At 44.1% G+C, this 24,945-nt stretch carries 5 protein-coding genes; all 5 read left to right on the top strand.

What is annotated here, in order from left to right; genetic code table 11:
- Positions 1-142 precede the first annotated feature (142 nt).
- A complete protein-coding gene (locus tag Q0C76_RS02520; protein WP_295729327.1) occupies positions 143-19,216 on the top strand; it encodes a serine-rich glycoprotein adhesin in 19,074 nt (6,357 codons plus the stop codon).
- 161 nt (positions 19,217-19,377) lie between these two features.
- The gene (locus tag Q0C76_RS02515; protein WP_295729324.1) at positions 19,378-20,496 is read left to right on the top strand and encodes a mucin-binding protein; all 1,119 of its coding nucleotides are present in this window, start codon (positions 19,378-19,380) and stop codon (positions 20,494-20,496) included.
- Positions 20,497-20,678: 182 nt separating this feature from the next.
- The gene (gene secY2, locus Q0C76_RS02510) at positions 20,679-21,875 is read left to right on the top strand and encodes an accessory Sec system protein translocase subunit SecY2 (protein WP_295729321.1); all 1,197 of its coding nucleotides are present in this window, start codon (positions 20,679-20,681) and stop codon (positions 21,873-21,875) included.
- A 2-nt stretch (positions 21,876-21,877) separates the two neighbouring features.
- On the top strand, positions 21,878-23,404 hold the full coding sequence (gene asp1 / locus Q0C76_RS02505) for an accessory Sec system protein Asp1 (protein ID WP_295729319.1): 1,527 nt from the start codon (positions 21,878-21,880) through the stop codon (positions 23,402-23,404).
- Positions 23,401-24,945: an accessory Sec system protein Asp2 gene (gene asp2 / locus Q0C76_RS02500; protein WP_295729316.1), complete on the top strand. Its 1,545-nt coding sequence runs from the start codon at positions 23,401-23,403 to the stop codon at positions 24,943-24,945. The genes asp1 and asp2 overlap by 4 nt, the downstream gene beginning before the upstream one ends.

Genomic DNA, 24,945 nt, shown 5'->3' with positions numbered 1-24,945 from the left:
AATAAATATAATAATTGGATTTATAGTGTTTAATAATAAAAATTGATTATTAATAATAATTAGTAGTAATATAAATATCGGTATAAATAAATACGTTTCTCGTTTGATAAATGAAGTGGAAACTGTGGGAGGAGTAAACGTTATGGAAAAATGGAGTAAGAAGCGCCAGTTTGAAGCGGAAAATAAGAGTCATGTTAAGTTGTATAAGACTCACCGCGGCTGGATGTCTGCTTTGGGTAATCTTTTAAAAATTTTCTCAGTCGGTGAGAAAAAAGACATTGAAGTGCCAGAAGTTGATCCAGATGCACTAAAAGATAATGGCCTTAGTGATACAACTAAAGCCTATCTAAAGGGGCTTTCAACAATGTCAACAATCGTTGCAGGTGGTGCCGCAATGGGCGGTACTGCAATGGCGGCAACGGTTCAACAGCAACAAACGGCTAATACGCAATCGGGGATTACGATTAATTCTGAAAGCCTGTCAACAAGTGCAGCACCACAAAAGCAAGCGTCTACTAATAGTGTACATTCAAATACGGTTTCAGCGACACAGAATAGTGCCGCTACAAGTGTTGCTTCTAATTCCACATCAACCCAATCAAAGGCCAACAGTGGTCAGACTAGCCAAAGCACAGTTAGCGTTTCATTTAGCAACCAAACAGCTTCCACTTCTGTTGTTAAATCAATGCTTAGTGTAAATGGCTCCTTATCTGCAGTTAATAACAGTACGTCACAGGTATCTGTCAGCATTGTAAGTACCTCCATGTCTGCTGTTACTTCAAATGATATTGCAAAAACTTTTCAACAGTTAAGGGACATGAACCCACTAGTTAACTTTGCTGTTGTTAACCCTGGAGGTTCAACGGATAATTCAACTTCTTGGTCATATTCTTTTGTTACCAGTGAGGTTAACATGTATGATTGGTGGAGCAATAAGGTCCAGCCGGAAATGAGTACTAATTCAACTGCTGATGGTGGCTCTACTTATGATGTTCCGGTAAAGAATTCTAATGGTAATGATCCCAAATTTGGCATTAAATACCAACAGAGTTATTCTAACCAGGCAATTAGTTATTCTTACGTACCAAATTCACAAGGTGTTTCGGTTATTCGTCCTGGAACGGCTGATACTTATATCTATGGTAAAACCGATATTTATCGTCTAACATTTGATGCACAGGGTAATCAAATTGGTGGACCAACTTTTGTCAAAACAATTTCTAGTGATCCAGTACTAGTCATTAAAGGATCACCAACAGTTATTGGTATTGGTGAAAATACCCAAACCGTAACCGTTAATTATCAGGGTGGCTCTTTAGATGGTACCTCAGCGTCCTATACATTTAAAGCTAGTGGAGCTAATGCAATCAGCTTATTGCAGAAACAAGGTAGTGAAGTTAATACTGGTAATTTAAATAAAATTTTTAGCAGCCAATACGCTAGCTGGCGGGCATCGATTGCATCAACTACTGGTAGTGATTATACAGAATATAATTCTGGAGTTACGTTTAATTCAATTAGTGCAGAAATGACTTCTGTAGCGGCCAAAGATGTTTCGCCAATTGCATTTGATACTCCTGATTATGATGGTGAAGGACGTGTTACGTATTCGCAATTTCAGGAGGATCCCGAAAATCAGTTTGAAAATTTACAAGACCCAGGTTCATTTGCTGGTACCTATCAATTTAAGATTCAAGGACAGGATGGTAAGGCCGGTTGGCAAAATGGTTCAACTGATGTTACTGCTACGATCAGCAGTACCGCAATCAGTGTCAGTTACCAAGCCAGCACCGATAGTCAGGTTAGTGTCGTTACTAGTCTCCAGAGCGGCAGCTTGAGTGTTAGCCACTATATTAGTCAAACTAGCCAAGAGGCTAGTCTCAGTATTAGTTTAATGCGGAGTACAAGTATTTCCGCAGCTAGTCAAGCTAGTGCTGGCAGTCTGCATGTCAGTTATCTACAAAGCGTCAGTGTTTCTGCAGCTAGTGCCGCTAGCGCGATGAGTGTTAGCTTAAGTCAAGCTGCTAGTTTGAGTGTCAGTGCCCAGAGTATGTACAGCATGAGCATCCGATCGATGTTAAGCAACCAAAGCCTTAGCATTAGTCTGCTGAACAGCTGGAGTACCAGCCTCAAGAGCTTTAAGCCAAGTACAAATGATAGCCGGACGAGTTTAAGCATTGCTTCGATGAATAGCGTGCAAAGCCAAAAGCTCAGCTTGATTCAAAGTGTCAGCACAAGTATCCGGAATGTGACGAGCCGTGACAGCCAAAGTGTCCGGTCAATTTATAGTAACCAAAGCTTGAGTTTGAGTCTTTACGCTAGTTTGAGTATTAGTGCAGAGAATATCTTAAGTCAGGCCAGTGCCAGCATCAGTATCTTGACGCAAAAGAGCATTAGTGCCCAAAGTCAAGCCAGTCAGGATAGTTTACACATTAGTTACTTGCGGAGTATCAGCGTATCAACTGCCAGTGCCGCTAGCACTGCCAGTGTCAGCTTAAGTCGGATGACTAGCTTGAGCGTCAGTGCCCAGAGTATGTACAGCCGGAGTATTCAATCGATGCTGAGTGCGCAAAGCGTCAGTGTGAGTGTCCTCCGCAGTATCAGTACTAGTCTCAAGAATACTCAGGATAGCGGGACCAGCTTGAGCCTGGCCTCAATGAATAGCGTACAGAGTCAGAAACTGAGCTATATTCAAAGCATTAGTACAAGTATCCGAAATGTGGCGAGTCATGACAGTCAAAGTGTTCGGTCGATTTACAGCAACCAAAGTCTGAGCGTCAGCCTTTATAAGAGTGTAAGTATTAGTGCTGAAAACGTTTTGAGCCAAGCGAGTGCCAGCATCAGTATCTTGACGCGGCAAAGCATTAGTGCCCAAAGTCAAATTAGCCAAAATAGTCTGCAAGTCAGCTACTTACGGAGCACCAGTGTATCTGCGGTTAGTGCCACGAGTGCTGCTAGTGCTAGTTTGAGCTTGATGGCTAGCCTGAGTGTGAGCGCCCAAAGCATGTACAGCCGAAGCATTCAGTCATTATTGAGTGCCCAAAGCTTAAGCATCAGTATTTTACGTAGCGTCAGCTCGGGCATCCTTGATACTAGTCAGGTCAGTTTGAGCTTGGCCTCCATGGTTAGCTATCAGAGCCAACGGGTTAGCTTCATTCGCAGCATCAGTACCAGCGTAGAAAATGCGAGTAGTCACGCTAGTCAAAGCGTTCAATCGGTATACAGTAATCAGAGTGTTAGCTTGAGCATTTACGCTAGCATCAGTGCAAGTGTTAATAACATCTTGAGTCAGGCCAGCGCCAGCATCAGTATTTTGACCCGGCAGAGCATTAGTGCACAGAGCCAGGAAAGTGCTAATAGTAACAGCGTCCGGTCGATGCAAAGTGAACAGAGCTTAAGCATTAGTATTATGCGGAGCTTGATTACGAGTGAAAATAGCTACATTAGTCAAAATGTTAGTGTTTACAGCCAAAGCATGGCCTCTGGTCAAAGTGAAACTAGCCAAAGTGTTGCTTCCATGATGAGTGATCAAAGTCTTAGCATTAGTTTGCTGCGGAGCTTGAGTGTTAGTGAACACAGTACGGTTAGCGAACTTAACAATAGCTTTGCAAGCATTTCAGCAAGTTTGAGCAAGATTAGCTTGAACGATAGTACGAGCTTCGCTAGCTACAAGAGTATGATTAGTCAAAGCACGGCTTCACAAAACAGTGATTACAGTCTAAGCGTGGCTTCCTTGCTCAGCAATCAAAGCGTAAGTTTGAGCTTAGTGAAGAGCTACAGTACTAGTGTAGTTAGTCAACTGAGCCGTGAAACCAGCATCTACAAGAGTCAAAGTATTAGTGCGGTAAGTCAGCTCAGTCGAAGCATTAGCATTTTCCAAAGTACCAGTGTTAGTGCAGCCAGTGCAGCTAGCTACAGTGTTCGTTCGCTTTCTATTAGCTTGAGAGAGAATAGTTTGAATGACAGCAAGAGCTTTGCTAGCTATCAAAGCATGATTAGCGAAAGCGCGGCTTCTACGAACAGCGACCACAGTATGAGTGTTAACTCAATTCTGAGTGACCAAAGCTTAAGCTTGAGTATCATGCGGAGTTTGAGTGTTAGCGTTAATAGCACGGTTAGTGACAACTACCAAAGCTATCTCAGCTACCAAAGTCAAGTTCGCTCGTTGAATTCAATTAGTGAACAATCACTGCTCAGCATTTCAGCCAGCTTGAGTATTATGGGCGGTAGCAACCAAGACAGCTTCATTAGTCAGTTCAACAGCTATGAAAGTCTCATCAGTCAGCAGATCTTGTCTAACGAACAGTCACTCCTGAGCTTCTCAGCCAGTGTCAGCGTTGTTGACCACAGTGTGGCCAGTGCAGTTAACCATAGTTTCACTTCTTATCAAAGTGTGATTAGTTTAAGTACTAGTGTTCAGCAGAGTTTGAGCATTAGCACGATGAGCACGGTCAGCCAGCAAATCGCTTCCATGCAAAGTTTGAGCATCAGCGAACAAAGTACGGTTAGTCAGAGCGTGAGTGTCTACAGCATGAGTGCCGCTTCAATGTTGAGCAACCAAAGCCTCAGCATTAGTTTGATGCAAAGTACGAGTGTTAGTGCAATGAGTGTCCTCAGCCGAAGCATTAGTGTTCTACGGAGTACCAGTGTCAGTGCCGAAAGTGCGGCCAGCTACAGTGTTCGTTCGCTCTCAATCAGTTTGAGCAACAATAGCTTAAATGACAGCAACAGCTTTGCTAGCTACCGAAGCATGATCAGTCAAAGCATTGCTTCACAAAACAGTGATAATAGTTTGAGTGTGGCTTCAATGCTGAGTAACCAAAGCGTAAGCATGAGTTTAGTTAAGAGCTATAGTGCTAGTGTGGTTAGTCAACTGAGTCGTGAAACAAGTATCTACAAGAGCCAAAGCATTAGTGCAGTTAGTCAACTTAGCCGAAGCATTAGTATTTTCCAAAGTACAAGTATTAGCGCTGCTAGTGCCACTAGCTACAGTATTCGTTCACTTTCCATTAGTTTGAGCAATAACAGCTTGAATGACAGTACGAGCTTTGCCAGCTACCGGAGCATGATTAGTGAAAGCGCGGCTTCCACGAACAGTGATCACAGCATGAGTGCTGCTTCGATGATGAGTGACCAAAGCTTGAGCTTAAGCATCATGCGGAGTTTAAGTGTTAGTGTTAACAGTACAATTAGTCAAAGTGTTAGCGTTTATAGCATGAGTGCCGCTTCAATGATGAGTGATCAAAGCCTGAGCTTAAGCATCATGCGGAGCCTAAGTGTTAGTGTTAATAGTACAGTTAGTGACAACTACCAGAGTTATCTTAGCTACCAAAGCCAAGTTCGTTCACTCAACTCAATTAGTGAACATTCACTGCTCAGCATTTCAGCCAGCATAAGCATCATGGGCGGTAGCAACCAAGACAGCTTTATTAGTCAGTTTAATAGTTACGAAAGTCTCATCAGTCAGCAAATCCTGTCTAACCAACGATCATTAGTAAGCTTCTCGGCTAGTGTCAGCGTTGTCGACCACAGTGTGGCCAGTGCAGTTAACCACAGCTTTGCTTCTTACCAGAGTGTGATTAGCTTAAGCACCAGTGTTCAACAAAGCGTCAGCGTTAGTGTAATGAGTACGGTTAGCCAGCAAATTGCCTCCATGCAAAGCTTGAGCACCAGCGAACAAAGTACGGTTAGCCAGAGTGTGAGTGCGTACAGCATGAGTGCCGCTTCAATGTTGAGTGACCAAAGTCTCAGCATTAGTATTCTGCGGAGTGTCAGCGTTAGTGCGGAGAGTGCAGCCAGTTACAGTGTTCGTTCGTTATCCATTAGCTTGAGTAATAACAGTCTGAACGACAGTAATAGTTTTGCTAGTTACCGAAGCATGATTAGCGAAAGCGCGGCCTCCACGAATAGTGACCACAGCTATAGTATTGCCTCGATCTTGAGTAATCAAAGTTTGAGCATTAGCGTCTTTGATAGTCGTAGCGTCAGCTTGATGAGTCAATTCAGCACGAGCATTAGTATTTTTCGAAGTACAAGTGTAAGTGCAGCCAGTGCAGCCAGTTACAGCGTTAAGTCATTGTCGATCAGCTTGAGCGACAATAGTTTAAACGACAGTACCAGCTTTGCTAGTTACAAGAGTATGATCAGTGAGAGCACAGCTTCACTGTTAAGTAACCAAAGCTTGAGCATCAGCATTCTCCGGAGCGTTAGTGTGAGTGCCACAAGTGCTACTAGCTACAGCGTGGCTTCAATCTTGAGCGATCAAAGCTTGAGCATTAGTACTCTACGGAGTACAAGTGTTAGCGCTGCAAGTGCCACTAGTTATAGTGTTCAATCTATTTCAATCAGTCTAAGCAAAAATAGCTTAAACGATGATAGTAGTTTTGCCAGCTACAAGAGCATGATCAGTGCAAGTGCGGCCTCCACGAATAGTGATCACAGTTACAGTGTCGCTTCGATCTTAAGTAATCAAAGTTTGAGTATTAGCGTCTTTGATAGCCGTAGCGTTAGCTTGATGAGTCAACTCAGCACGAGCATCAGCATTTTCCAAAGCGTTAGTGTCAGTGCCCAAAGTGCAGTGAGCTACAGTGTCAAGTCATTATCCATCAGTTTGAGTAACAATAGTTTGGATGATAGTACCAGTTTCGCCAGCTACCGGAGCATGATCAGTGAAAGCACCGCATCATTACTCAGCAACCAGAGTTTGAGTATCAGTATTCTGGATAGTCGAAGCATTAGTGTAATGAGTCAGCTCAGCCAGAGTATTAGTGCATTTGTAAGTCGTAGCATTAGTGTGATGAGCCAACTGAGCCGAAGCATCAGTATTATGCGAAGCACGAGTGTCAGTGCTGAGAGTGCTGCTAGCTACAGTGTTCGTTCATTATCCATCAGCTTAAGTGCAAATAGTCTGAACGACAGTACCAGCTTTGCTAGTTATCGGAGTATGATCAGCGAAAGTGAAGCTTCTACTAACAGCGATCATAGCTATAGCGTTGCTTCCATCTTGAGCAACCAAAGCTTGAGCATTAGCATTTTTGATAGCCGTAGCATCAGCGTAATGAGTCAGTTGAGCACCAGCATTAGCATTCTGCGAAGCACGAGTGTCAGTGCGGAAAGTGCTGCTAGCTACAGTGTTCGTTCACTGTCCATTAGTTTGAGTGACAACAGCTTGAATGACAGTACGAGCTTCGCCAGTTACCAGAGCATGATCAGCGAAAGCACTGCTTCCACAAATAGTGAAAATAGCTATAGCGTGGCTTCCTTATTAAGTAACCAGAGCTTGAGTATCAGTGTCTTTGACAGTCGCAGCATCAGCTTGATGAGTGACTTTAGCCAGAGCATTAGCATTTTCCGGAGTGTCAGTGTAAGTACGCAGAGCGCAACGAGTTACAGCGTTCGTTCACTTTCTATCAGTTTAAGCAACAACAGTTTGAACGATAGTAATAGTTTTGCTAGCTATCAGAGCATGGTCAGCGAGAGTACGGCTTCACTGATGAGCAACCAAAGCTTAAGCATTAGCGCCTTCCGGAGTGTCAGCGTAAGTGCGGAAAGTGCTGCCAGCTATAGTGTTAAGTCCTTGTCAATTAGTTTGAGCAATAATAGCTTGAATGGCAGCAATAGCTTTGCCAGTTATCAAAGTATGATTAGTGAAAGTGCTGCTTCCTTATTAAGTAACGAAAGCTTAAGTATCAGTATCTTCCGGAGCGTCAGTGTAAGTACACAGAGTGCCGCAAGTTACAGCGTTCGTTCACTTTCCATCAGCTTGAGTAACAACAGCTTGGACGACAGTAATAGTTTCGCAAGTTACCAGAGCATGGTCAGCGAAAGCACTGCTTCCTTACTCAGCAACCAAAGCTTGAGTATTAGCATTTTTGATAGTCGAAGCGTCAGTGTGATGAGTCAGCTAAGCACGAGCATCAGTATTCTGCGGAGTACGAGTGTCAGTGTGGAAAGTGCTGCCAGCTACAGTGTTCGTTCACTGTCCATTAGTTTGAGTGACAACAGCTTGAATGACAGTACGAGCTTCGCCAGTTACCGGAGCATGATCAGTGAAAGCACAGCTTCCGCAAATAGTGAAAATAGCTATAGCGTTGCTTCCTTATTAAGTAACGAAAGTTTAAGTATCAGTATCTTCAGAAGTGTCAGCGTAAGTACGCAAAGTGCCGCAAGTTACAGCGTACGTTCACTTTCTATCAGTTTGAGCAACAACAGTTTGAACGATAGCAATAGCTTTGCTAGCTATCAGAGTATGGTCAGCGAGAGCACCGCATCATTGATGAGTGACCAGAGCTTAAGTATCAGTATTTATCGGAGTGTCAGCGTCAGTGTTCAAAGTGCAACGAGCTATAGTGTTCGTTCATTGTCAATCAGTTTGAGTGACAACAGCCTGAATGACAGTACGAGCTTCGCTAGTTACCAAAGCATGATTAGTGAAAGGACTGCTTCCACTAATAGCGACCATAGCTACAGCGTTGCTTCAATCTTGAGCAACCAAAGCTTAAGCATTAGCATCTTTGACAGCCGGAGCATTAGCGTGATGAGTCAACTCAGCACGAGCATTAGCGTCTTCCGGAGTGTTAGCGTGAGTGCAGAAAGTGCAACGAGTTACAGCGTCCGGTCACTTTCAATCAGCTTGAGCAACCAGAGTCTGAACGACAGTACCAGCCTTGCTAGTTACAAGAGCATGATTAGCGAAAGTGCGGCATCAACGAATAGTGATCATAGTTACAGTGCTGCTTCGATTTTGAGCAACCAAAGCTTGAGTATTAGTGTTCTGGATAGTCGCAGCATTAGTGTGATGAGTCAATTGAGTCGGAGCATCAGCACATTTGCAAGCCGAAGTGTTAGTGTAATGAGTCAGCTCAGTCGGAGCATCAGTATCTTCCGGAGCGTTAGTGTAAGTACCGAAAGTGCAGCCAGCTACAGCGTTCGTTCATTGTCCATTAGTTTGAGCGACAACAGTCTAAACGACAGTACGAGCTTTGCTAGTTACAAGAGCATGATTAGTGAAAGTGCGGCATCAACGAATAGTGATCATAGCTACAGTATTGCTTCGATTTTGAGCAACCAAAGCTTGAGCATTAGCATTTTTGATAGCCGGAGCATCAGCGTAATGAGTCAGTTGAGCACCAGCATTAGCATTCTGCGAAGCACGAGTGTAAGCACTGAAAGTGCAGCCAGTTACAGTGTTCGTTCATTGTCGATCAGCTTGAGCAACAATAGTTTGAACGACAGTACGAGCTTTGCTAGCTATCAGAGCATGGTCAGCGAGAGCACTGCATCGTTGATGAGTGATCAGAGCTTAAGTATCAGTATTTTCCGTAGTGTTAGTGTAAGTACACAGAGTGCAACGAGCTACAGTGTCCGTTCGCTTTCCATTAGCTTGAGTAACCAGAGCCTGAACGATAGTGATAGCTTTGCCAGCTATAAGAGCATGATTAGCGAAAGTGCGGCATCGACGAATAGTGACCATAGCTACAGTGTTGCTTCGATTTTGAGTAACCAAAGCTTGAGTATTAGCATTTTTGACAGTCGGAGCATTAGCGTGATGAGTCAACTCAGTACGAGCATTAGCGTTTTCCGGAGTGTCAGCGTGAGTGCGGAAAGTGCAACGAGTTACAGCGTCCGGTCACTTTCTATCAGCTTGAGCAATAACAGTTTGAATGACAGTACCAGCTTTGCCAGTTACCGGAGTATGATCAGTGAGAGTGCTGCTTCGGCGAATAGTGATCATAGCTACAGTGTTGCTTCCATTCTCAGTAACCAAAGCTTGAGTATTAGTATCTTCCGAAGTGTTAGCGTCAGTGCCACGAGTAACCTGAGCTTGAGCTATGCAAGTCACTTGAGCATGGATCGCTCCAATGCTAGTTACAGCTTGTCGATTAGTGTTAGTCAGGACCACAGTTACAGTGTTCTGAGTCAGCAAGAGATGAGCATGAGCTACATTAGCCAGATCAGTGCGATGAGCTTGAGTCAGCTCAGCACCAGTATTCGCGATAGCCAGCTCACCAGCTTAAGTAACTTAAGTCAAAACATTGCTAATAGTTTCGCAAGCATTTCATTCAGCTTGAGTATCATTAGCCAAAACGATAGCTACAGTTTGAAGAGTTACGAAAGTCAAGCTAGCTATAGTGCAGCTTCGATTCTTAGCGACCAAAGCCTAAGCATCAGCATTCTGCGGAGCATCAGCGTAAGTACTGAAAGCGCAACGAGCTACAGTGTTCGTTCACTTTCCATCAGCTTGAGCGATCAGAGCTTGAACGACAGTACCAGCTTTGCCAGTTACCAAAGCATGGTTAGTGAGAGCACCGCATCATTACTCAGTAACCAAAGTTTGAGTATTAGCGTCTTTGATAGCCGAAGCATCAGTGTGATGAGCCAGCTAAGTACGAGCATCAGCATCTTCCGGAGCGTCAGCGTTAGTGCCCAAAGCGCAATGAGCTACAGTGTTCGTTCACTCTCGATCAGTCTAAGCGATCAGAGCTTGAATGATAGTAATAGCTTTGCTAGCTACCAAAGCATGATTAGTGAGAGCACCGCTTCAATGCTGAGCAACCAGAGTATGAGCATCAGCTTCTTCCGGAGCATTAGTGTCAGTGCTACAAGTGAACTTAGCCTGAGCTACGCTAGTCACCTGAGCATGGATCGTTCGAATGCCAGCTACAGCTTGTCAATCAGTGTCAGCCAGGATCACAGCTACAGTGTCCTGAGTCAGCAAGAGATGAGCATGAGCTACATTAGCCAGATCAGTGCGATGAGCTTGAGTCAGCTCAGCACCAGTATTCGCGATAGCCAGCTCACCAGCTTAAGTAACTTAAGTCAAAACATTGCTAACAGTTTCGCAAGCATTTCACTCAGCTTGAGTATCATTAGCCAAAACGATAGTTACAGCTTGAAGAGTTATGAGAGCCAAGCTAGCTATAGTGCCGCTTCAATGCTTAGCAACCAAAGCTTGAGTATTAGCGTCTTTGATAGCCGAAGCATTAGTGTGATGAGTCAGCTGAGCACCAGCATCAGTGTCTTCCGGAGTGTCAGCGTTAGTGTCCAAAGTGCAACGAGCTACAGTGTTCGTTCACTTTCCATCAGCTTGAGCAACCAGAGCCTTAACGATAGCACCAGCTTTGCAAGCTATCGGAGCATGATTAGCCAAAGCGCGGCTTCAACAAATAGCGACCACAGTTACAGTGCGGCCTCAATGATGAGTAACCAAAGCTTGAGTATTAGCATTCTGCGGAGTGTCAGCGTTAGTGTACAAAGCGCAACGAGCTACAGTGTTCGTTCGCTCTCCATCAGCTTGAGTGATCAAAGCCTGAACGATAGCACGAGCTTCGCTAGTTACCGAAGCATGGTCAGCGAAAGCACCGCCTCAATGCTTAGCAACCAGAGTTTGAGCATGAGCATTGTCCGTTCAATCTCGGCAAGCTTAAGTATTTTGAGCTACAGTGAGCTGAGTCAGTTCAATGATAGTTTTGCTAGCGTATCAGTTAGTCTGAGTGTCCTAAGTGAAAACGATAGTTACAGTTTTGCTAGCTACAAGAGCTTGATGAGTTATGACAACTCAATTAGTATTAGCGTTCAAAATGCTAGTTACGCATCAGTAATGAGTTATGCTAGTCAAAGCATCAGCATGTTACGGAGCTTGAGTATCAGCGAGGATAATGCCTTTAGCGCCGCAAGCATGAGTTACGCAAGTCACTTAAGTCTGGACAGCTACAAGAACAGTTTGAGCGTCTCCATTAGTGTCAGCCAAGACACCAGCTACAGTGTTCTCAGTTTACAAGAGGCTAGTCTAAGCGTCGTTAGTCAAAACGCTAGCTACCAAAGCGCTCAAAGCCTGAGTGTCGTTAGCCTCAGTATTGACCGGAGCTTAAGCGATACGAGTTACAGCCTACTGAGCGTCATGAGAAGTCAAGATACGAGCTACAGTATTCTTAGTCAAGATCTTGCAAATAGCTTTGCATCGATGATGAGTTTTGCAAGCTTGAGTATCAGCACGTTACGGAGTGTAAGCATTAGTGCGCAAAGTCAGAATAGTGCTAATAGTTACAGTGTTCTGTCTTACTCCATGAGCTTGAGTCAAATCAGCATGGATGATCACAACAGCTACATTAGCTACCTGAGTCAGACCAGCTATGACAACTCAATCAGCATTAGCATTCAAAACAATAGTTACTTGTCAGTAATGAGCTTTGCTAGTCAGAGCATTAGCGGACTTCAAAGCTTAAGCTACAGTCTGATGAGTAACCTGAGTCAAAATACGAGTCTGCTACGCAGCTTGAGCATCAGTGAAAATAGCACGGTTAGTGCGAGTGTCAGTGCATACAGTTTGAGTGCGGCTTCAATGATGAGTAACCAAAGCTTGAGCACCGATCGTTCAAATGCCAGCTACAGCTTGTCGATTAGCATTAGTCAGGATCACAGTTACAGTATCTTGAGCCAGCAAGAGATGAGCATGAGCTACATTAGTCAACTTAGTGCCATGAGCTTGAGTCAGTTGAGCACCAGCATTCGCGACAGTCAGCTCACCAGTTTGAGTGCCTTCAGTCAAAATATTGCGAATAGTTTTGCAAGCATTTCACTGAGCTTGAGTATCATTAGTCAAAACGATAGTTACAGCTTTGCTAGTTACAAGAGTTTGGTCAGTTATGAGAACTCAATTAGCACAAGCGTGCATAATTCTATGATGAGTGTTGCTTCCTATAGTATTAGTGAGTTGCAAAACACCAGCATTAGTGCTGCTAGTCAAGCATCCGCAAATAGTTTGTCTTACTTGAGTCACCTCAGCCTTGACAGCTATGACAATAGTTTGAGCATTAGCATTCTGCGGTCAGTATCAGCAAGCTTGAGTATTATTAGCTACTCACAACTGAGCCAGTTTAATGAAATGTTTGCTAGTGTATCAATCAGCCTGAGTGTGCTGAGCCAAAACGACAGCTACAGCTTCGCTAGTTACAAGAGCATGGTAAGCGGTGAAAACTCAATGAGTTGGAGCGTATCGACGAGTCTCTTGACCAGCCTTGAAAATAGCTTGAGTGGTGCTAGTCTTAGCCAAGCCAGCGAGCTTAGTCAATTGAGTCAGAGCCAAGCTAGTGTAGCTTCTGCTAACAGCAACAGTTACCTGAGCCACCTGAGTCAGGACAGTTACGAGAAGAGCTTGAGTATCAGCATTTTGCGGTCAGTTTCAACCAGCTTGAGTATCATCAGCTACAGTCAAGCTAGTCTTGATTCCGCAAATAGCATTAGCTACGCAAGTCACTTGAGCACTGACCGTTCGAATGCAAGTTACAGCTTGTCGATCAGTACTAGTCAGGATCACAGCTACAGTGTTCTGAGTCAGCAAGAAATGAGCCTCAGCTACATTAGTCAAATCAGTGCGATGAGTTTGAGTCAGCTCAGCACTAGCATTCGTGATAGTCAGCTTATTAGTTTGAGTACCTTCAGTCAGAACATTGCTGAAAGTTTTGCAAGTATCTCACTGAGCTTGAGTATTATCAGTCAAAATGACAGTTACAGCTTTGCTAGTTACCAAAGCTTGATGAGTTACGACAACTCTTTGAGCATTAGCATTATGCGGAGCATTTCAACGAGTTTGAGTATCGCTAGTTACAGTCAACTGAGTCAGTTCAACGATAGCTTCGCTAGTCTGTCAGTCAGCTTGAGTGTTCTGAGTCAAAACGATAGCTATAGCTTTGCAAGTTATAAGAGCTTCGTCAGTGCAGAAAACTCTACCAGCTGGAGCGTTTCCACTAGTCTCTTGACTAGTCTTGAAAATAGTTTGAGCGGTGCTAGCCTGAGTCAAGCTAGTGTGGCTTCTGCTAACAGCAACAGCTACCTGAGTCACCTCAGTCAAGATAGTTATGACAATAGCTTGAGCATCAGTATTCTTCGTTCATTATCAACGAGCTTGAGCGTCATCAGCTACAGTCAATTGAGTCAACTGAGTCAAGCAAGCGCTAATAGCTACAGTGCAGCGAGTCTCGATTCCGCTAATAGTCTGAGTTACCTGAGTCACTTGAGTCAGGATAGCTATGACAACAGTCTCAGCATTTCAGTCAGCGTCAGCTATGCTAATAGCCTGAGCGTGGTTTCATACAGTGCTCAAAGCTGGAGCATTGCTAGTCAACAAAGTGCAATGAGCCTGAGTGTAGCTAGTCAATACGCAAGTCAACAAAGCGCAATTAGCTACAGCTATGCAAGTCAGAGTGCGGCAAGCTACTCAATTAGCATTAGCGTCTTGAGTGAAAGCCTTGCTAGTGTTGCCTCAGCTAACAGCTTGAGTTACCTCAGTCACTTGAGCCAGGATTCATACAGCAACAGTCTGTTATTCTCCATTTCGGCTAGTCTGAGTGTCCTAAGCTTGAACGACAGTCAAAGCTTCCGGAGCTACGTCAGCCAGGTAAGCGCAGAAAACTCAATCAGCACTAGTTGGTTGAATAGCATTTCGCTTAGCCTGAGCGCAATTAGCTACAGTCAAGCAAGCCTTGATTCCGCTAATAGTTTGAGTTACCTGAGTCATCTGAGTCAGGATAGCTACCTCACCAGCTGGAGTTACGCTTCACAACAAAGCGTCATCAGCCTTAGCATCTCGACGAGTGTCAGCTACGCAAATAGCATCAGCGTTGTTTCAATGAGCAATGCTAGTCTGAGCGTGGTTAGTCAGTGGGCTAGCTACCGCAGCGCTGAAAGTCTGAGTGCACGGAGTCAAAGTCTTCAAAGCCTCAGCATCAGTGTTCAACGGAGTCTGAGCGTTCTTAGTTATGCCAACAGTTGGAGCTTTGCTAGTCAGCTTAGCGACGAGAGCATGAGTATCAGCGTTCTTCGCTCAGTTTCAGCAAGTGTCAGTGTTCTGAGCTTGAGTCAAGATAGCATTAATTCTAACAATAGTTTGAGCTACTTGAGTCACCTGAGCCAAGACAGCTACGATAACAGCTTGAGCATCTCAGTCAGTGTCAGCTATGCAAACAGCCTGAGCGTGGTTTCCTACAGTGCTCAAAGTTGGAGTGCAGAAAGTCAACGGAGTGCGGATAGCCTGAGCGTAGTCAGCCAGCTTGCTAGTCAGCAAAGTCGGTTAAGTTACAGTCAACTGAGTCAAAGCATTCAGAGCCTGTCAATTAGTCTCCAAAAGAGCTTGAGTGTGCTGAGTTATGACAACAGTTACAGCTTTGCTAGCTACAAGAGTTTGATGAGCTACGATAATTCATTAAGCTTGAGCATCTTAACAAGTATCTCGGCTAGTCTGAGTGTTCTGAGCTTGAATGATAGTCAAAGCTTCCGAAGCTACGTCAGTCAAGTTAGTTACAACGACTCAATGAGTTTGAGTATTTGGAAGAGCATTTCAACCAGCTTGAGCGTTATCAGCTACAGTCAACTGAGTCAATTAAGTCAGGCCAGTGCTAATGATTACAGCCAAGCTTCAATCTTCTCAGCTAACTCAATGAGTTACTTGAGTCACTTGAGCCAGGATAGCTACGATCACTCCTTGAGTATCTCGATCAGCACTAGTTACGCAAATAGCATTAGTGTTGTTTCAATGAGTAATGCTAGTCTGAGTGTAGTCAGCCAGTTTGCTAGCTACCAGAGCATGCTAAGCGAAAGTGCAATGAGTCAAAGTGTTCAGAGCCTCAGCATTAGCATTCAACGCAGCTTCAGCATTTTGAGCTACAGCGTTCAAAGTCAGTTAAGTCAAAATAGTTTCAGTTATGAGAGTCAACTGAGCCAGACGAGCTATGATAATCAAATTAGTTTGAGCCTCTGGAAGAGTATTTCAACCAGCTTGAGTATCATCAGCTACAGTCAACTCAGTCAGCTTAGTCAAGCGAGTGCAAATAGTCACAGCGCGGACAGTATCTTCTCAGCTAACTCGATGAGTTACTTGAGTCACCTGAGTCAAGACAGTTATAACCAAAGCTTGAGTATTTCCGTCAGTGTCAGCTATGCAAATAGCATCAGCGTGGTATCTTACAGTGCTGAAAGCTGGAGTATCGCTAGTCAACGGAGTGCCGATAGCCTGAGCGTGGTTAGCCAAATTGCTAGTCAGCAAAGTCGGTTGAGTTACAGTCAGCTCAGTCAAAGTATCCAAAGCTTGAGCATCAGCATTCAACGGAGCTGGAGCATCCTTAGTGAGAGTCATGCAAGTCTTGATTCTGCAAATAGCATTAGTTACCAGAGTCAGTTGAGTCAAGAAAGCTACCAAGACAGTTGGAGCCTTTCCATCTCAACCAGCTTGAGCATTATTGCTAATAGTCAAGCAAGCATTAATTCCGCTAACAGCCTGAGCTACCTCAGCTTACTGAGTGTCAATAGCGACAATAGTACGAGTTACTTGAGTCACTTGAGTCAGGATAGCTATGATCAAAGCCTGAGCGTTTCCGTCAGCGTCAGCTACGCTAACAGCCTGAGCGTTGTTTCCTACAGTGCCCAAAGCTGGAGCGTAGAAAGTCAACGGAGTGCTGATAGCCTGAGTGTAGTCAGTCAGCTTGCTAGTCAGCAAAGCCGGTTAAGTTACAGTCAGCTCAGCCAAAGCATTCAGAGCTTGAGCATTAGTATTCAACGCAGCTTCAGCGTGCTGAGTTACGACAATTCAATGAGCTACGCTAGCCAGTTGAGCCAAAACAGCTATGACAATAGCTTGAGTCTCAGCCTCTGGAAGAGTATCTCAACCAGCTTGAGTATCATCAGTTACAGTCAGCTTAGTCAGTTTGATTCCCTTGCTGATAGTACGGCTAGTCTTGATAGTCTCTTCAGCAATAACAGCCTGAGCTACCTGAGTCACTTGAGTCAGGATAGTTACGATCACTCCCTCAGCATTTCGATTAGCACCAGCTATGCAAACAGTATTAGCGTGGTTTCAATGAGTGCTCATAGCATGAGTATTGATAGCCAATTCGCTAGTTACCGGAGTGCCGAGAGTCTGAGCGTAGTTAGCCAGAGTAACTTGAGTCTTTCAATCAGTTATGACCATAGCTTGAGCGCTAATAGCATGAGTTACTTCAGTCACCTCAGCCAGGATAGTTATGACAACAGTCTCAGCTTGAGTATTTTGAACAGCATTTCACTTAGCTTAAGCGTCATTAGCTACAGTCAATTGAGTCAACTGAGTTACGCAAGTGCTAGTGAAGCTAGTCTAGACAGCATCTTTAGCAACAATAGCCTGAGTTACCTGAGTCACTTGAGTCAGGATAGTTACAAGCAGAGCTTGAGTATCTCGCTCAGTGTCAGCTATGACAACAGTATTAGCGTGGTTTCCTACAGTGCGCAAAGCTGGAGTATCGCTAGTCAACGGAGTGCTGATAGCTGGAGCATGGCTAGTCAAATTGCCAGTCATGAAAGTGCCGTCAGCTACAGTGAAGCTAGTCTGAGTGCTCAGAGCTTGAGCATTAGCGTTCAAACAAGTCTCAGCATCTTGAGCTATAGTGTTGCTAGTCTGATGAGTCAACACAGTCAAATTGAACAAAGTCTGTTGAGTCAAAATAGTGATGAAGCATTAAGCTACTTAAGTCATTTGAGTCAAGACAGTTATGAAAACAGTTTGAGTGTTTCTGTCAGTGTCAGCTACGACAACAGCCTGAGCGTGGTTTCCTACAGTGCACAAAGTTGGAGCATTGCTAGTCAACGGAGTGCGGATAGCATGAGTGTTGCTAGTCAATTAGCTAGTCACGAAAGCATGATTAGCTTAAGCGTTGCAAGCTACAGTCAACTCAGCATCTTTAATAGCTATGACCACAGCCTGAGTGCTAATAGTCTCAGCTACTTGAGTCACTTAAGCCAGGATAGCTATAAAGATAGCTTAAGCATCAGTATCTTCACGAGCTGGCTGGGCAGCATGAATGACAGCTGGAGCATGATTAGCATGAGCTTAGCTAGTCAGGATAGTATGTACAGTAACAGCTTTGCTAGTCAGTTAAGTCGGGACAGTTACTTCTTCAGCATCAGTACTAGCGTAATGACGAGTCTGAGTGTGAAGAGCATGAGTGAAGCAAGCCTGAGTGCGGTTAGTCAACTGGCAAGTCTATCAATTGCACAAAGCATGAGTTGGGCAAGCCATGAAAGCATGATTAGCTTTAGCTACTTGAGCATGAGCATTGTTAGTGCTGAACAAGCTAGTCTCCATAGCTTGCAAAGTGTTGACAGTACTAGCTACTTGAGTCATCTCAGTGCTGATAGTCTGCGGGAAATCAGCTTGAGCATTAGCTACGCTGCAATCTTCAGAAGTTTGGTAAGTATGTACAGTTATAGTGAATCAGCTCAAGCATCACTCAACTCGGTTGCTAGTCAATCTGCGGCCAGCCAATACAGTGAAAATAGTCTGAGCTATGCTAGTCACCTAAGCCAAGACAGTTACATGTTTAGCATCAGCCGGAGCATTGCCTTTAGTATGAGCATTGCTAGTTACAGTGCTGCTAGTCAAAGTGTGGCTAGTCAATCCGATAGTATTCGGAGTGCAGAGAGCATGAGTTGGGCAAGCCATCAAAGCATGATCAGCTTCAGCTACTTGAGCATCAGCATTCTCAGTGCAGAACAACAAAGTTTGGCAAGTCAACAGAGTGTTGATAGTCAAAGCTTCGCAAGCCACGAAAGCATGATTAGCTACAGCATGGCAAGTCTGAGTGCAGCTAGTCAGTTGGCAAGTCTAAACAGTCGGCATAGCATGAGTTATGCAAGTCATATGAGTGCGGATAGCTGGAGTCAAGCTAGTCTAAGCCAAGCAAGCTTTAGCTACTTGAGCATGAGTACGGCTAGTGAAAACAGTGCCTTTAGTTTGAGTTATCTTAGCCACTTGAGCATGGATAGCATGAACAGTATGAGTATCTCGGTATCCATCTCGATTAGCTACGTCAGTGTGAATGGTCAACAGGGCAGTGCTAGCGACAACCATCAGCCAGGAAGCAATAGCAATAGTGACGCCAATGATCATGGATCCTCAATTATGCCAGGATCTACATCTAATGGTGGTCACAATAATGGCAACCAGTCTGGTACCATTACTGGTAACCATGGCCAGGACAGTCAGCAAATTGCCCCATCAGTTGCTGGTGGAGTTGGCGGAAACGCTGCTCAAACCGGTGTCAATGGTGCCAATGGCGGAACCAACGGTGGCAATGGCGCATTGCCACAAACCGGAAATGCTGATGATTCAACGACGAAATTCGGTCTCATTGGTGCGGTTCTCGGTTTGTTTGGTCTCGGTGCTGCTAGTCGTCGGCATAAGCGTAATTAAAGCGTAAACCGCTTCAATCAAGGGTGATTATTAGACCAATCTGAATGGTTGGGATGATAATCGCCCTTTGGTTGTCAAAGGGCTGAAAAATTACTATTAATATTTCAATGAAAGTTATAAAATGAAAAGGATAAATGAGATTGCGGGGTGAACCAGAACATATGGAAAAAACACGGGATTTTGTGTCAAGTGAATCTCAGTTAAATGCTTGGCCAACAGCCACGCCCAATAGTATGCGCAATAAATCTGCTTCTTTGGTTTCACAAAGTATGGATAAGGAAGCAATTATGAAGATGTATGCGAGTCAATCGATCGCAACGCATTTATCATGCGCCATTGAAGAGCTCCAAGCAGGCAAAACGCAGTCATCATCAGTGATTGAATCAGTAACGCAAAATAATAGTTTATCGCCGGAAATGGGGATGACTAGCCAACTGTATGACCACCTCTTTAATCTGATGAGCGGGGTAATGGAACAAAATGCGAGTTTGATGAAGACCCAGCAATCACTTGAACAACGGATGCAGGATGCTATCCAAACGCAAGAAAGCATTGCTAACCAATACCTGGCTAATGGAACATCATTAGCGACAAGACAGCCAATGAAGCAAAATGTCACAAGCCTTGACCCAAGCGTTAACGCTGAACCAGATCACTCAGGATCAACCAATAATCAAGAGCAATCTGGAACATTCCAAAAAGTGGTCAACGGTCCTGATGCGCCGATTGCTCATCACTCATTGGATGATGTTCAAATTGAAGGTCAACAAACGGTGCGGCGGACAATTATTTTGAACATGCCAAGCGGTGAGAAGCAACGTCATGTGCAGTCCCATACGTTCAAACGAGTGGGTTATAAAGATTTTCAAACCGGCGCGGTTCGTTGGGATAAATGGACAGAAAAACAGGCAATTATACCAGCCTACGTGGTGGAAAATATCACTGGCTATACCCGGCAACCAAAAGCAATTCCGTCAATGATTGTCCGGCCGGATAGCCAAGATTCGGTTGTCCAAGTGATCTATCGGCTGAAACCGGTTGTCAAACCAGTTCAGCAACCAATGACTAAGGATCAGCAGACAGCTCCTGCGGTTAAGCAACAACCAATTACGGTCAGTGCTCAAGAACTTCAACAAGTGATTAATGAAGATGAGCAACAAGGTAAACTGAAGGTTGCCAATGGCGTGACGCGGCAACAACTCAGGATTACTGGATTCTCTGTTTTTGCAGCCGCCTTTGCAACACTATTAGGATGTATGGGGAATGCTTCGGCATCTTAAGTCTTAAAAAACGAAGAGGACCAAGGTTCGACAAAAGTCGAACGTTAGTCCTTTTTTATTAGCAAGGTTCAATTTGCTTTAACTAGTGATAAATAGCGATTGTAAGAATGTGTTTAAATTTATGTAAAAAAGATATAAAATTATATTTATATGAATTAATCAGTGAAAGCGAGTATTCAATCATGAAGGGCAGTCCGCAGTTAAAAAATTTACGCCATCGGGTGGGATGGTTATTACTAATTATGTTTATCTATTGCTTAGGAATGGCGATTCCGCTACCCTTTGTTCGCGTGACTGCTCGTTACACACACGTATTACAAAACTCCTCATTAGGACTGCTTTCGCTAATGGGCGGGTCCAACTACAATCAAATTACTTTGTTCTCCATTGGGATCAATCCCATGATGATCAGTATGATTTTAGTCCAGCTGTTACAAATGGGGGGCATCTTAGGCTTTGATGCATTAAGCCAACGCCAGATTAATTGGCTTCAACAGTTTTTGACGCTCATTTTTGCGGCCATTCAAGGCGTAACGATTGTTTGGGGGCTGCATTTAATTCCCCACCATGACATTGAAAAGATTGTGAGTGCCGTACTGATCTTGACGACTGGTGCCATGTTTGTAACGTGGTTAGGCTCGATGAACTCGAAAAAGGGCATTGGCGGCATGATTACGTTAATCCTAATTAATATTTCTGTAGGGATGGTGCCAAGAATTCAAAGCGCGGTTCAAGCCATGAGTAAAATGAGTCATCCGGTGTTCTTAATTGTTGGATTACTAGTCCTCTCGCTAGCCTTAGTATACTTTTGGATTGCCTTCTCTTATGCTTATTATCCAATTCCGCTAATTCAAATGACGTTACCTAGCTATTCCAAACCGCTGACGTTGCCAATTGGTCTGAATAGCGGTGCAATGATGACATTTATGATGGGAATGGCTTTGATCACGTTGCCAATGATGGCGGGACAAATTCTGCAGATCTCATGGCTACTAAATCCGTGGTTCAATGTGATTTACAGTTCAGTCGTCACATTTGCGTTGTTTTACTTTTTTACCTTTATGCAATTTAACCCCAAGGAACAAGCTAAAATGATGCGGAATCAAAATAACTATCTGCTAGATGTGCGTCCAGGGCTACCGACCCAAAAGTACCTGACGAAGCGTTTAATTTGGGTGAGCTTACCGGGGGCAATCCTGAATACGTTTCAAATGGTATTTGGAATTGTCGGGGTCCGTTATTTAGGCTCATTAGGCTCAATTGCTTTTTTGCCAATGATTATTGTAATGCTCGTGATGTTCATGTTTGGGATTAAGGACATGATCTTAATCATGTTAGTTCCCCACGAATACGAAGAAATGATGAAGAAAGAAGGGTAGGAATGGATTACCTGATTCCAGCGTGGCACGATTTGCCAGTTGATAATGCGATGACGACGCCACAGATGCATTTTGATGATGCAATTAGCCTTTTTAACTTGCTGAAAAGTGCAGACCAGCAGGCGGGCTTAATTGTGACGGATTATCAACCGCATTTGATGACCCGACTCAGCGACCATGCTATTGTTCCGACCCGCATCATTTCTATTTATGATCTGCTTCAGGGAATCCATCATTACCAAACGAAAGCATTGACTTATGAGGATTTACAGTGGCCAGCAGGGGCTTACTTTGAATATTCGGCTTTTCACTTAAACGTCTATGTAGAACAACGGCTGTATGCGCGGGTCATTTTTGACGGTAATTCGCGGATCATTTATATCGAGCAATATCATCGTGATCAGACCCAGCAACGGTTAGTGTTTGACAGTCGGGGATTTGTTTCCCGTATTGAACAATATGATGACCAGCATCAAGAGATTTTGCGGACCTACTATGATGAATCTGGCAATTGGCGTTTTAAGCATTCGCTTCAGGACGATGCCGTAGATGTAAACCCTTTGAATAATGATTTACAGCTACCGCTGCATTATGACCATTTACAAGATTGTTTATTAGCAGTTTTCAAGGAACAGGTGGCGGTAAAAGCTAATCCAGAAGACCGCTTTGTAGTGTCATTAGATGATCAGGCAGTGATTCCACAAACTGAATATTTAAAACTAGCCACGATTTATTACGCGAGTTCTTGGCACCCAACGGCACAGGCCTACCAACATCTACGGTCATTAGCTGATTTTCACTGTGTTTTCGATACCAAGGATTTAGCTAATCGTTTGGGAGCGATGCAGCCAACCGTGATTTCACCATTGCCAACGCAGTTTCTGCTTGGGCATAGTCAACGACAAGAGCGGCAACGGATTTTGTTGTTTGCGGATGATATTGATCCGAATGAACTAATGTCATTAGCGGAAATTATTTTTCAACGGTTATTGACGGCCAAAGGTGATGACGAACTGTATTTGATGTCATATACCCGCCAAGGGCTGGATATCGCAAATCAAGTGATTCAAATGCTCCAAAATAACCATGATGACGAATTCCAACTGTTTGATCCAGACGATGACGATGCCAAACAAGAACTGGTGGACAATGATGAAAAAGTGTCATTAGTGATTAAGGCACAACAGTGTACCGCCAATAATGATGTGTTGGAAATTTTAGATAAAACCCGGTTATTAGTCGACTGGGGTCAGAAACCGGACAATTATCTACGCACAACTAGTGTTAGCGTGGGGATTCCACGAATTCAACGAGTGCCAACTACGGAAGTGGTCGACCATAAAAACGGGTTGATTGTTGATGATTTAAGCCATCTGCGATCGAGCTTAGATTACTATCTCGACAACTTGAAGCATTGGAATATTGCCCTGGCTTATGACGTCCAAGTAATGAATGCGCATTCTGGTGAGCAAACGTTAAGCCATTGGGATGTAGCTTGGGAGCAGTTTTTTGGAGGGATGGAGAAGTGATCGTTCTACAATTAGGCAATCAAAATTGGCAGGATCAGTTTGACATTCCGCAAGCAATTAAGTGGGTCTACAACCAACCTGATTATTTTGCTAAATTGCCAAAGCCAAAGCGTAAAAACGGGAAACCAAAGAAGCGGCAAAAGTTTTTTAATATGGTCCTGGTGACGGCCCCCGTTAATTTAACCGATGATGAGTGGGCAAGATTACAATGGAAGATTGACCCATACCGAGTGCTTTATACACCAGGAGTTTACGATCATTTAAGCCCAGCAGGACAATCATTTTTACTACAAAATCGGGCCAAGCTAGTTCAACAGACACCGCAGGAAACCATTGCTGATTTGGATAAGAAATATTTCACTGCGGAGCATGGTGGCTTTAAAATGCCACCGCACCATTTAATCATCAATCGGACGTTGATTCAGGATGGAATTACCTATCCTGATCCGGGACATGTAACGGTTCACGTGAATGCGGAGGACTGGCAAACCCTTGGTAATTATCGTGAGGACTGGTACATTGCACCGCACCGTCAAATGAAGGTCTGGCTGGAGTTTAGCCAAAACGTGAACGTTGTTGTTCGTTTGCGGGTTTTTGCCACGCAAGATGGTCAGCGACGCCAGTTTATTTTAGATTTGGATAGTCGCCGTGAACCGGTAATCCCGCTTGCTGTCCAAGACTATGGTCAATTTATTAGTGTCGCAGTGGAAGTTCGCGGCTTGGGAGATTTGACGATTGGCTATGTCCACGGGCGTTGGTCCAGGTATGGCGTTGGTCATTATATTCCAGGTGGTCAACGGTTGATTGATCCGGAGAATAATGAAGAGATTCCGTATTACTTTAACCCAGGCGATGGGCAGCCACCGTTAAACGTGTATTTTTCAGGGGTTAGTATGGTGGAGGCCTACGAAGGTAAAAATATGTTACGGCGGGCCCAAGCACCGTCATTAGCCATTTTTGATCCACGGCTGTCATTAGGTCAATTTTATTTTTCCGCAAATTTAGAAAAACGGATTACGCAGCTCATTCAGCAAACGCTCGCTAACCTTGGCTTTAATCATCAACAACTGGTTGTGATGGGGATTTCAGCAGGATCCTACGCGGCGGTAAAGTTAGGAGCACCATTACAACCGAAAGCGATTATTGTTGGAAAATTATTGGCTAATTTGGGGCATATTGCTGCGCGTGGGCGACTCCATCGTCCCGATGATTTTCAAGCTAGTTATGATATTGTGACGCGGATTATGAACAACGAATCGAACATTCATGATCTGCAGCAGTTGAATGATACATATTGGCGCGTGTTAAGCGAGTGTGACTTGAGTCAGACAAAATTATTTGTAACGTACATGAAGAGTGATAATTTTGATGATCAATCATTTGCTAGATTTGCACAAACCCCAGCGGTGAAAGCGAGTGAAGAATTTGCTTATCAAGGTTATCCTGGCCGACACAACGATAATTCCTATGCAATTTCAAATTGGTTTAAACGCCGCCTGGATCAAGTACTGCATGATGATTTTGGACGTGAGGTGAAGTAA

Source organism: uncultured Limosilactobacillus sp., from assembly GCF_934202705.1.
Classification (GTDB): domain Bacteria; phylum Bacillota; class Bacilli; order Lactobacillales; family Lactobacillaceae; genus Limosilactobacillus.
Note: the sequence above shows the minus strand (reverse complement) of the source record. Positions and strands in the feature narration are given on the sequence as shown.